The following is an 11,290-nucleotide window of genomic DNA, read 5'->3' on the forward strand; positions in this document are numbered from 1 at the left end:
ACGCGAACAAAGTCCTTCATATCTGGTCCTGCCGCACTCGCGGCTCCTCAAACGCGGGGTCCCAATGATCTCGGGCACTTTTGCCGCGACCGCGCGGCATCAAGGCGTCTGACATTCGACGACAGGAAAATGGATATGAATACCAAGTCAAAGGCACCCGAAGAAGTTGCCCTTACTATCAGTCGGCCAGAACTCCTTGTGGGAGGAAGCGATGCTGAATTTCGGAAACTTGTACACAACCTGTTCGCGTTTCTTGCCCGACATGAGTCGATCAGAAACGGTCACGGCCGCTTCATTGGTCTTGCCGGGGTCGAATACTCTGTTCTGATCTCGATCGCGCATCTGGCGTCGCTCGGGCCGGTCAATATCGCCACCGTTGCCGACCACCTGCATGTCTCCGGGACCTTCGTGACCCGCATCGTCAAGGTGCTCGAAAAGAAGGGCCTGGTCCGCAAGACGACCAGTTCCGACGACCGGCGCCGCGTGAATGTCGCGGTTACCCACGAGGGGTGGACCGAGCTTGAACGACTGTCTGTCGTGCAGCGGCAGGTCAACGACATCGAATTCGGGCCTCTCACATCAGACGAGTTCGCCGGACTGAACGACATCGTCGAAAGGCTCATCGACGCGAGCGAAAATGCGCTTGCGATGCAGAACTATCTCGAGAAAACGCAACGCGAGTGAAAAGCTGATCCAAATACATCAGTTGTCGCGCCATGTTTTCTCCAAGCCTAAAGGCAGATCCGTAAGAGATCATCGAGCACTGAAAAAACAAATGGCAACAGAGGGCCGCAATATGAACTGGAACGCACTCAAGACCTGGATGAAATGCGCCGCAGTCGTCGCGATGATTCCCACAGCCGCAGCCGCGCAGGACGTGACGCTGACCATCCATCATTTCCTGCCCGCCACCGGCGATGCGCATGTGCGCATGATCCAGCCCTGGGCCGACAAGGTCGCCAAGGAAAGCGACGGACGCATTGCCTTCGAGATTTTCCCGTCGATGTCGATGGGGGGCAAGGCGACCGACCTTTACACGCAGGCCCGCGACGGTGTCGCCGATGTCGTCTGGACCGCGCTCGGCTACACGCCCGGCGTCTTCCCTCGCTCCGAGGTCTTCGAACTGCCGCTGGTGCATCGCGGGTCCGCCGAAGCCACGTCGGTCGCCCTGAACAAGAGCTTCGACCTTCTCGAAGAGGATTTCCGGAACCTGAAAATCATCTTCCTGCACGCCCATGACGGCAACCTGATCCACTCGGCAACGCGTCCGGTCAGGTCGTTCGAGGACGTGAAGGGTCTGAAGCTGCGGACGCCGAGCCGTACCGGCGCCTGGCTGCTCGAGGAATGGGGCGCCGAGCCCGTCGGCATGCCGGTTCCCGATCTTCCGCAGGCGATGTCAAAGGGCGTCGTCGACGGCGCCCTGACCACATACGAGATCGTGCCTGTCATCAACCTGCAGGAGATGGACAAGTTCGTCTCGGACATGCCGGGCGGCCGCCGGTTTGGCACGACCGTCTTCATGATGGCGATGAACCAGGACCGCTACGACAGCCTGCCCGATGATCTGAAGGCCATCATCGATGCGAACTCGGGCGTCGAGGCCGGCCGCACATATGGCGCCGCCTGGGAGGACATGGAGAACCGGGGCATCGAGGCTCTCGATGCGGCCGGAGCCGAGCGCATCGAGCTGAGCGAAGACGAGGCGGCCAGGTTCGACGAAGCCGCGCAGGTGGTCGTCGATCGCTGGATCGAGGAAATGAAGGGAAAAGGCATCGACGGCGCCGCTCTGGTCTCGGCGGCCCAAGCCTCGGTCAATGCAGCCATGCCGCAAAACTGAGCGCAACAAACCAGGGCGGCCGGCATCGGTCGCCCTGCGGAGATCATATCCATGACAACAACGTCGCTCATCACGCGTGCAGCAGAAGGCATGGCGATGCTCGGGGGCATCATCCTGTTCGCCATCGTGACCGTCACCACAGTCAACTCCGCAGGGTTCGCGCTCGACAAGATCGCCCGGCTGTGGGGCGGTTCCGTGTCGGGTCTTCCGGGCTTCGAGGACATCGTCACCCTGCTCGTTGCCCCTGCCATCATTCTTTTCTTCCCCTACTGCCAGCTCAGGATGGGGCACGTGGCGGTCGAGTTCTTCACCGCGCGGCTTCCCCAGGCAGCCCGGCGAACCATGGACAGAACCTGGGCCGCGGGAATGGGCCTGACAGCGCTTTTCCTGCTGTACTGGCTACCGCTTGCGATGCTCGACAACCGCGCCGATGGCGCCGTCAGCCGGGTTCTGGGCTGGACGGAGTGGCCGTTCTTCATTCCCGGCTTCTTCGCGCTCGCGCTTTGGGCGGCCATCTGCTTCGCACAGGTGGCGGGAACTCTCGAGATCACGGGTGAAACCGATGTTTGAGCGTGAAATCATCGGTCTGGCGGGACTCCTGATCATGTTTCTGCTGATGGCGATCCGCATTCCGGTCGGACTGTCCATGATCATCATCGGGATCGGCGGCAACTGGGTCTTGAGCATATTTCACCCATATCTGCGCTTCGAACCGTACCTCAAACAGTTCAAGTCGCTTCTCTGGTCGAACCTGTCGAACTACGACCTTTCGATCGTGCCGCTTTTCGTGCTCATGGGCTACCTTGCCTCCCATGCCCGGCTCAGCGGCGATCTCTTCCGCGGGATGGAGGCCATTGTCGGCCGGTTCCGCGGGGGCGTTGCCATGGCGGCGGTCGGCGCCTGCGGTGCCTTCGGTGCCGTGTGCGGCTCGTCGCTGGCCACGGCGGCCACCATGGGCAAGGTGGCCTTGCCCGAGCTTCAGCGACTGAATTATGCGCCGCGGCTGTCGATGGGGGCGCTTGCGGCGGGCGGCACACTGGGCATCCTCATTCCACCGTCCGTGGCGCTGGTGGTCTATGCCATCATGGTCGAGGGATCCATCATCTCGATGTTTCAGGCTGCGGTCATTCCGGGCATCCTTGCCATTCTCGGCTTTGTGTTCGTCATTGCGCTGCAGGTGCGCATCAATCCGGAGCTGGCGCCGAAAGGCATCCCGATGCCCAGGGACGAGCGCCGCGCGGCGATCCGCTCGATGCTGCCCGTCTCGACCATCTTCCTCGTCATCATCTTCGGTCTCGGACTGGGCGTCTTCACGCCGACGCCGGCGGCCAGCATTGGCGTTTTCCTGATCCTGGCCTTCGGCCTCTGGCGACAGGCGACACGGGGCACCGGCCTTGCACGAGACGGTATTCGGGCATCGGTTCTCGACACGGCCACGACGACGGGGATGATCTTTTTCGTTCTTTTCGGAGCCGAGGTGCTCAAGACGTTCTTTGCGCGGGCCGGACTGCCGTCTGCCGTCGCGACGATGGTCGGCGACAGCGGGCTCGACCCGATGCTCGTCCTTGTCATCATGCTCGGCATCCTGATCATACTCGGCTGTTTCATGGAATCCCTGTCCATGATCCTGATCGTCATTCCCTTTCTCTGGCCGACGCTCGTCGCCCTGAACGGCGGACCCTACGTGGATGCGGGCGACTCGCCGTTCGGCATGACATCGGACGAGTTGAAGATCTGGTTCGGCATCCTGACGCTCATCGTCATCGAACTCGGGCTGATAACCCCGCCCGTCGGCCTCAACGTCTTCATCATCGGATCCATGTCGAAAGGCACGCCCATCGCCGAGGCGTTCAGGGGCGTGATGCCGTTCCTGGCGATGGAATTCGTGCGCGTTGCATTCATTCTCGCGCTGCCGATCCTGGCCCTGGCCTTGCCTCGAATGCTGAATTGACTGCATCGCCAGCCGGGGCGCGCCTTGGCTGGCGACCGTTCACAACACGTCATCGAAGCGCCTGCGACACGGAACGCAATCGCCCGGCAGGCCGTTCGCAGGACCTCAAGAAGGCCCTCCAACGCCCGATCCGGAGCACGCGGCTCGCAGCTCTCGCCCGCCTCCGGCATCGGCAGGGAATACCCGCAGACCGCCCACCGGCAGGGGCAGCCCCCTGGCACGCAGCGCGCTGTCGATCTGGCTGAACACGGCATCCCTGCAATCCACGTCGTCGGCAAAGCTCGGCACCCAGAACCGCACATGGTAGCGAATGCCGTCGGCATCGTAGGATGCAACCCGCACGTCAGGTTCGGGAGTGGCGACGATGATCGGCGAATGCGCCGCAGCCGCGGTCAGGAGCGACTTCGCGTCGGCCACCGAAATCCCGTGATCGAGCACGACCTGCACCCGCGCCCTGTAGGTCCGGTTCGGAGCGCTGTAGTTCACCAGTTTCTGTCGCGCGATCTGGCTGTTCGGCAAGATCACATAGGTGTTGTCGCGCGTCGACAACCGCGTCGTGCGCCAACCGATCTCGATTACCCGTCCATTGGTCTGGTCGTCTATGGCCACCCAGTCGGCAATGCGATACGGGGCCTCGATGCCCACGGCGATGCCGGAGAAGACATCTGCAAGCGTGTTTCGCAAGGCAAACCCGAGGACCGCGATGACCAGACCGGACCCGGCAAGCGCCCCGCTCAGGCTTTGCCCGACCACCAGCATCACGGTTGCAATGCTGGCGCCCAGGAACAACGCCACGGAGATCAGTTCCGGTAGAAGCTTGGGCACCTGGCGCCGGCGGGAACTGGTCCGCTCCAGCGCCAGGCCCACGAGACGCCCGCCGAGCCAGGCAGCGGAGAAATAGGCTCCGCCGCCTATCAGCACATGCAGCAGCTGGGAAGGCGAAGCCAGATCGAACATGTCCGGAATGCGCCGAAGCAGCAAATGGCCCGCAACGAAAACCGCCGTGCTCAGGCCTGGCCAGACCACACGGAGCACCGCATCTTTGCGCATGGTCATTTTCGGCTCGACACCTCATGTCCGGTCCTGCCGGATGTCATGGTGGCGGGCTCTGCCATGCGCGCGTAAAGGGTCCTGTTAGCAGGCTGCACGGGACGCTGACAGTTGAGGCAACGCGCTGCGGCTCGCGGCACCTGTTCTCCGCAATGAAAACAGGCGAGGAGCTGAATTCTTCTGGACATCTTACTCTCCGGGGAGATCGCCGACGACGCGGCACGAGGAACCATGGAAGGAACCCGGAGCAAGAACGTCTTGAAGCCTTGTTCAATACGGCTCTACTCCGGGAAACACATGTGCTTCCCGGTCGAGCCCAAATAAATATTTTTTGATGCTTTTCAACATTACGCTTATATATGATTCCGAAAAAACAAAATCAAGTAACTATAAGAGAAACAAAAGTATTAAATTGCGCAAATCCATGTAACTAAAATACACCCCATCGCTCGAACCGCCATCGAGGCAATTGGCGGGAGACAGCCCGCCGCTTGCCGCGATGACGAGCGAGCAAGGAGCGGGAGAGGAAACATCCCTCTCCGCCAGTCCCCTTGTCGCTCTTGCCGTCCTACTTCAACCGCAGCATCAGCCCGGCAATGAGCTTTGCCCGCTCGGTCAGGCTGGCGATCTCGATATGCTCGTTGAGCGTATGCAGCCCCGCCCCGCGCACGCCGATGGAATCCAGCGTCGGGATGCCGAGCGCGCCGGTGAAGTTGCCGTCCGAGCCGCCGCCGGCGCTGCAATGGGTGAGGTCGAAGCCGATCTCCCCGGCAATGCCGCGCGCCGTCTCGTAGACGGCGAGCGTGCCCTCGTCCGGCTCCCAGACCGGCCGTGTCACGCCGCGCGTCACCTCGATGACCACGTCGTTCTCCTCGCCGCTCAGCGCCAGCATCCGCTTGACGCCCTCATCGAGGTCGTGCTGGCGCTTGGCCATGGACAGCACCTCCGCATCGCAGAAGGACGAGACGCAGTTGACCCATTGGCCGGCATGAATGACGCCGACGGAGAAGGTGCAGTCCTCCGTGGTCATCGCCTCGATCTCGAGGATCTTGCGGGCCATGGCGGCAATCGCCGAGCGGCCGTCCTTCAGCGCCCAGCCGGCATGGCTCGGGCGGCCCGATGTGCGGATGTTGAAACGGGCAATGGCAAAGCGCCCGGTCACCGCCGAGCCATCGTGATGGGCGGGCTCGGGCACCAGCACGACCTTGTTCTTGCGGGCCTCCATCTCGATCAGTTCGCGCGTCGAAGGGGTGCCGACCTCCTCGTCGGGCGTGAACAGCACTGTGACCGGCAGCGGCGTTTCGATGCCGGCCAGCGTCAGCTGGCGCAGCACCTCGACGGTCACGAAGTTGCCGCCCTTCATGTCCTGGATGCCGGGGCCGTAGCAGCGCCCTTTCTCGATCCGCCAGGGGTTCTTCGCCAGCGTGCCGACCGGATGCACCGTGTCGAGATGGCCCGAGACGAGAATGCCCGGCTTGCCGAAATCCTTGTGCGGCAGGCGCGCGCGCAGCGAGCCGCCAAAGCCCATGCGACCGGGGATGCGCTCGATCTCCGCGCCGACGGCGGCAAGGTCATAGGCGGCAAGGTCCATCATCCGGTCGACGGCGGCGGCATCGAAGGTCGGGCTCTCGCACTCGACCCAGGGTTTCAGCCCGGCAAGCATCGTATCGGTGTCAAACGGCAGGTCGAGATAGTTCATGGGACGGTTCCTGAAAGGTGTTTCGCGAAATTCGTGGCACGGTCAAAGGGAAAGGCGCTTCTCGGCAATGCGCGCCATGATGCTGGCACCGACCGGCAGCATGTCGTCGTCGAGCAGGAAGCCGGGATTGTGCACCGGCACGTCGCCCTTGTGGCCGAGCGTGCAATAGGCGCCGGGGACGACCTTCAGCATGTCGGCGAAGTCCTCGCTGCCGGTGGCCAGTTCCTCGGTCACGGTCGCCTTCTCAAGACCGACGATCTCGCCGGCGGCCTCCCGGTAGGCCTCGGCAAGGTCGGCGTCGTTCATCAGCACGTCGAAGATCGGGCGCAGGTCCGGCACGATCTCCACCTCGTAGGACTGGGCAAGGCCGGCGCAGAGCTTTTCGACGCGGTGATGGATCAGGTCGCGCATCTCGTCGGAGAAATAGCGGATCGTGCCGGAGATCACCGCCTTGTCCGGAACGACATTGTAGGCCGAGCCGGAATGGACCTGGGTCACAGACAGCACCGCCGGTTCGGTTGCCGGCACGTTGCGGCTGACAACGGTCTGCAGGTTCTGCACGAGAGCGGTGGCGATGACGATCGGGTCGCGGGAATGGTGCGGCATGGCGCCATGGCTGCCGACACCGTTGATGGTGATGTCGAAGAAGGTGGCGCCCGCCATCGCCGGGCCCGGCTTGACGCCGAAGGTCTCGGGATCGGCCATCGGATTGTTGTGCATGCCGTAGATCTCGTCGCAGGGGAACTTCTCGAACAGTCCGTCCTCGAGCATCGCGCGGGCGCCGCCAAGTCCCTCCTCGGCCGGCTGGAAGATCAGCACCACCCGGCCGGCGAAGTCGCGCGTCTCGGCAAGATAGCGCGCCGCCCCGAGCAGCATCGTGGTGTGGCTGTCATGGCCGCAGCCATGGAAGGCCCCGGGGTTCTTCGAGGCATAGGAAAGATTGGTCAGCTCATCCATCGGCAGCGCGTCCATGTCGGCCCGCAGGCCGATGGAGCGTGCGCTCTCGCGCTTGCCCTTGATGATGCCGACGACGCCGGTCTTGCCGATGCCGGTGTGAACCTCGTCGACACCCCACTTGCGCAGCAGTTCGGCAACGATGCCGGAGGTGCGCACCTCCTCGAAGCCGATTTCCGGGTTCTCGTGGAAGTCGCGGCGGATGTCGGTCAGTTCGCTGGCGTAGGTGGCGATCTGCGGCAGGACAGGCATGGGTTTTCTCCAGATACGAAAAGAAGTGACAGGGTCACGCGGTCGTCAGTTCTCGGAAATTGGCAAAGTCCCAGGACCGGCCGGGCGCCGCTTCGATGAGAGCGCGGGTATAGGGGTGCCTGGGGCTGGCAAGGACGGCGGCGGCGGCATCGTGCTCGACGATGCGGCCATGCTGCATCACCACCACCTCGTCGCAGATCTGCGCGGCGACGCGCAGGTCGTGGGTGATGAACAGGATGGCGATGCCGAGCTTTTCCTGCAGTTCGTCCAGAAGCTGCAGGACCTGCGCCTGCACGGAGACATCGAGCGCGGAGACCGCCTCGTCGGCAACCAGCACGTCCGGCTCCATGGCGATCGCCCGGGCAATGGCGATGCGCTGCCGCTGGCCACCCGAGAACTGGTGCGGATAGCGCTCGAGCGCGTCGTCCGGCAGGCCGACAAGGGCCAGCAGCTCCGCCGCCCGGGCCAGTGCGGCGCGCTTGTCAGTGCCGGTGTTGAGCGGCCCCTCGATCAGGCTGCGGCCGACGGTCCAGCGCGGATTGAGCGAGCGGAACGGGTCCTGGAAGACGATCTGCACATGCTTGCGATGCGGCCTGAGCGCCCGCCGGGAGAGGCGCGCGATCTCGATGCCGGCGACCTTGACGTCGCCGCCGGTCGGGTCGATCAGCCGCATGATGCAGCGCGCGACGGTGGATTTTCCCGAGCCGCTCTCGCCGACGATGCCGAGCGTGCGGCCGCGCGGGATCTTGAAACTCACCTCGCTTGCCGCCCGGGTCGGCTCGCGCCGGGAAAAGACGCCGTGCCCGCCATAGATCTTCTCCAGCGAGGCGACGGTGAGCACCGCCCCGCCATCGGGCTCGGGGCGCGCGGGGCGCGGCGTCAGGCTCGGCACGGAGCGCAGGAGGTCGCGGGTGTAGTCCTCGCGCGGTTCGCGCAGCAGCGTCTCCACCGGCGCCTGCTCGACGATCCGCCCGAGCTTCATCACATGCACGGTGTCGGCGATTTCCGCCACCACGCCCATGTCGTGGGTGATGAACAGCACCGCCGTGCCGTGCTTTTCCTGCATCTCGGAAATGAGGCTCAGGATCTGTTGCTGGGTGGTGACGTCGAGCGCGGTGGTCGGCTCGTCGGCGATCAGCAGCTGCGGCTCCAGGATCAGCGCCATGGCGATCATGATGCGCTGGCGCTGGCCGCCGGAGAGCTGGTGCGGATAGGAGCGGTAGATGCGCTCCACGTCCGGCAGGTGCACCTGTTCCATGATGTCGAGGACGCGGGCCCGCTTCTCCCGTGCCGGAAGCTTTGCGTGGGTGTCGAGCACTTCCTCGATCTGGTCGCCGACCCGCATCACCGGATTGAGCGCGGTCATCGGCTCCTGGAAGATCATCGAGATCTTGCTGGCGCGCAGGTCGCGCATGGCATTGGGGCCCAGTTCCAGGAGGTTGCGCCCCTCCAGCGCGATGCGGCCGCCCGTCACCTCCAGCGCGCCTTTCGGCAGGAGGCCCATGACGGACAGCGAGGTCACGGACTTGCCGGAGCCGCTTTCGCCGACAAGGCACACCGTCTCGCCCTGGCGGATGCTCAGCGAGATGCTGTCGAGAACGGGATCGGCGCTCGCGTTGCCGGCAAGGCGGACGCTCAGGTCGGTGATGTCCAGGACGCTGGCGACGTCGTCGAAGTTGCGGGACTTGAATTTCATGGTCATCCCTCCCGCTTCTTCAGGCGCGGATCGAGCAGGTCGCGGGCCGTGTCGCCAAGCAGGTTGATCGACAGGATGCACAGCGACAGCAGCAGACCGGGCCAGAAGATCAGCGACGGCTTCAATTGGAAGTAGACCCGGCCCTCGGCCATGATGTTGCCCCAGGTCGGGATCTCGGTCGAAACGCCGGCGCCGAGGAAGGACAGGATCGCCTCCGTCAGGATCGCCGAGGCACAGATATAGGTGCCCTGCACCGTGAGCGGTGCCAGCGTGTTGGGCATCAGGTGCTGCCAGAGGATCTTCGGCATGGAGGAGCCGAGCGCGATCGCCGCCTCCACATAGGGCTCCTCGCGCGCCGAAAGGACGACCGAGCGCACCAGCCGCACCACGCGCGGGATCTCGGGGATGGTGATCGCCGCCATTACCGACCAGATGCTCGGGCCGTTGAGCGCGACCAGCGCGATGGCCAGCAGGATCGAGGGGATCGCCATCAGGCTGTCCATGATCCGCATGATGATCGCGTCGGCCAGGCGGAAGAAGCCGGAGACGAGACCGATGACAAGGCCGATCAGGACGCTGACCAACGCCGCGCCGATGCCGATGAAGAGCGACACCTGGCCGCCCGTGACGACGCGCGAGAACACGTCGCGGCCATAGGCGTCGGTCCCCAGCGGATACATCTCGCTCGGCCCCTTGAGGCGCTGCACCGCGTCCATCGTCATCGGGTCGTGCGGCACGATGAGCGGGGCGAGCAGCGCCGCGACGACGATCACCGCGAGCACGATGGCGGCAAGCATCGGCCCGGCCCCGAGCCGCCAGTTGGCCGGCAGCGCGACGGCTCCGAAGAGCCATTGCAGGCGGGAAGCGGGTTGCGTGTCAGAGCGCATGGGCGGTCCTCCGGCTGGCGGCGCGCGGACCGGTTCGGATCGGATACATGCTGGTCATCAGTAGCGGATCCTCGGGTCGAACAGCGTGTAGGACAGGTCGATGAGCAGGTTGATGAAGACGTAGAGGCCGCTGGTCAGCAGGATCATGCCCTGGATGACGGGGTAGTCGCGGGCCAGGATCGCGTCGACGGTCAACCGCCCGATGCCGGGAATGTTGAAGACGCTTTCGGTGACGACGACGCCGCCGATCAGCAGGGCGAAGCCGGTGCCGATGATGGTCAGGATCGGCACCGCCGCGTTGCGCAGGGCATGGCGGAAGAGAACGATCTTCTCCTTCACGCCCTTGGCCCGGGCGGTGCGGATATAGTCCTCGCCAAGCACTTCCAGCATCGAGGCCCGGGTCATGCGGGCGATCAGCGCCACGTAGATCGTCGCCAGCGTCAGGCAGGGCAGGATGGCGCGGGCGAGGAACTTGCCGAAATCCTCCGACGGCGCGGTGTAACCCTGCACCGGCAGCCAGCGCAGCTCGATGGAGAAGACCTGAATGAAGATGTAGCCGATGACGAAGACCGGGATCGAGAAGCCGAGCACCGAAAAGCTCATCACCGCATAGTCGGCCCAGGTGCGATGCCGCCAGGCGGCAAGCACGCCCATCGGCACGGCGATCAGCACCGACAGGACGATGGTCATCACGGCGATGTTGACCGTCGGCCAGATGCGCTGGCCGATCATCTGGGTCACCGGCGTGTTGGAGATCAGCGAGGTGCCCAGTTCCCCCTTCATCAACAGCCCCACCCAGGTGAAGAACTGGACATGCAGGGGATCGGACAGGCCGAGGGACTGGCGGATCCGCTCGAGCTGCGCCGGCGTCGCCATGTCGCCGGCGATGATGGCGGCAGGATCTCCCGGCGTCAGCCGCAGCAGCAGGGAGACGAAGACGGCGAGGATGATCATCACCCGGATG

The 11,290-nt window shown here is 64.2% G+C and carries 10 protein-coding genes; 4 read left to right on the forward strand and 6 right to left on the reverse strand.

The features are described 5' to 3' along the window. Window positions 1-135: 135 nt before the first annotated feature. The 4 genes from ACN0T5_RS07860 (at window position 136) to ACN0T5_RS07875 (ending at window position 3,788) form a co-directional block, all read left to right on the forward strand. Window positions 136-684 carry a MarR family winged helix-turn-helix transcriptional regulator gene (locus ACN0T5_RS07860; RefSeq protein WP_417768065.1) on the forward strand — a complete coding sequence of 183 codons (549 nt, stop codon included), beginning with the start codon at window positions 136-138 and terminating at the stop codon, window positions 682-684. Between the two features lie 112 nt (window positions 685-796). Then, window positions 797-1,837 (forward strand): TRAP transporter substrate-binding protein, encoded by a 1,041-nt coding sequence (locus tag ACN0T5_RS07865; protein WP_417768066.1) that lies wholly within the window; start codon window positions 797-799, stop codon window positions 1,835-1,837. Between the two features lie 51 nt (window positions 1,838-1,888). After that, a complete protein-coding gene (locus ACN0T5_RS07870; RefSeq protein ID WP_417768067.1) occupies window positions 1,889-2,407 on the forward strand; it encodes a TRAP transporter small permease in 519 nt (172 codons plus the stop codon). Next, window positions 2,400-3,788: a TRAP transporter large permease gene (locus ACN0T5_RS07875; protein WP_417768068.1), complete on the forward strand. Its 1,389-nt coding sequence runs from the start codon at window positions 2,400-2,402 to the stop codon at window positions 3,786-3,788. The genes ACN0T5_RS07870 and ACN0T5_RS07875 overlap by 8 nt, the downstream gene beginning before the upstream one ends. Before the next feature lie 105 nt (window positions 3,789-3,893). On the opposite strand, the gene ACN0T5_RS07880 is transcribed toward ACN0T5_RS07875, so the two are convergent. The 6 genes from ACN0T5_RS07880 to ACN0T5_RS07905 all read right to left on the reverse strand — a co-directional run. Further along, window positions 3,894-4,844 (reverse strand): mechanosensitive ion channel family protein, encoded by a 951-nt coding sequence (locus tag ACN0T5_RS07880; protein ID WP_417768069.1) that lies wholly within the window; start codon window positions 4,842-4,844, stop codon window positions 3,894-3,896. A 562-nt stretch (window positions 4,845-5,406) separates the two neighbouring features. Further along, complete coding sequence (locus ACN0T5_RS07885; RefSeq protein ID WP_417768070.1) at window positions 5,407-6,537, reverse strand: M20/M25/M40 family metallo-hydrolase; 1,131 nt, start codon at window positions 6,535-6,537, stop codon at window positions 5,407-5,409. A 42-nt stretch (window positions 6,538-6,579) separates the two neighbouring features. Beyond that, window positions 6,580-7,743 (reverse strand): M20 aminoacylase family protein, encoded by a 1,164-nt coding sequence (locus tag ACN0T5_RS07890; RefSeq protein ID WP_417768071.1) that lies wholly within the window; start codon window positions 7,741-7,743, stop codon window positions 6,580-6,582. A 34-nt stretch (window positions 7,744-7,777) separates the two neighbouring features. Beyond that, window positions 7,778-9,439: an ABC transporter ATP-binding protein gene (locus tag ACN0T5_RS07895; protein WP_417768072.1), complete on the reverse strand. Its 1,662-nt coding sequence runs from the start codon at window positions 9,437-9,439 to the stop codon at window positions 7,778-7,780. Between the two features lie 2 nt (window positions 9,440-9,441). Then, on the reverse strand, window positions 9,442-10,326 hold the full coding sequence (locus tag ACN0T5_RS07900; RefSeq protein WP_417768073.1) for an ABC transporter permease: 885 nt from the start codon (window positions 10,324-10,326) through the stop codon (window positions 9,442-9,444). A gap of 57 nt (window positions 10,327-10,383) precedes the next feature. Next, a partial coding sequence (locus ACN0T5_RS07905; protein WP_417768074.1) for an ABC transporter permease occupies window positions 10,384-11,290 on the reverse strand: 907 nt, incomplete at its 5' end.

Origin of the sequence: Stappia sp., from assembly GCF_048261845.1 — a bacterium.
In the GTDB taxonomy this organism is placed as follows: Bacteria; Pseudomonadota; Alphaproteobacteria; order Rhizobiales; family Stappiaceae; genus Stappia.

Bases quoted from the DNA above. Each gene is read 5' to 3' on its own strand.
- ACN0T5_RS07860 (WP_417768065.1), top strand. From the start codon at position 136: ATGAATACCAAGTCAAAGGCACCCGAAGAAGTTGCCCTTACTATCAGT.
- ACN0T5_RS07880 (WP_417768069.1), bottom strand. From the start codon at position 4,844: ATGACCATGCGCAAAGATGCGGTGCTCCGTGTGGTCTGGCCAGGCCTG.
- ACN0T5_RS07895 (WP_417768072.1), bottom strand. From the start codon at position 9,439: ATGAAATTCAAGTCCCGCAACTTCGACGACGTCGCCAGCGTCCTGGAC.
- ACN0T5_RS07870 (WP_417768067.1), top strand. From the start codon at position 1,889: ATGACAACAACGTCGCTCATCACGCGTGCAGCAGAAGGCATGGCGATG.
- ACN0T5_RS07885 (WP_417768070.1), bottom strand. From the start codon at position 6,537: ATGAACTATCTCGACCTGCCGTTTGACACCGATACGATGCTTGCCGGG.
- ACN0T5_RS07865 (WP_417768066.1), top strand. From the start codon at position 797: ATGAACTGGAACGCACTCAAGACCTGGATGAAATGCGCCGCAGTCGTC.
- ACN0T5_RS07900 (WP_417768073.1), bottom strand. From the start codon at position 10,326: ATGCGCTCTGACACGCAACCCGCTTCCCGCCTGCAATGGCTCTTCGGA.
- ACN0T5_RS07875 (WP_417768068.1), top strand. From the start codon at position 2,400: ATGTTTGAGCGTGAAATCATCGGTCTGGCGGGACTCCTGATCATGTTT.
- ACN0T5_RS07890 (WP_417768071.1), bottom strand. From the start codon at position 7,743: ATGCCTGTCCTGCCGCAGATCGCCACCTACGCCAGCGAACTGACCGAC.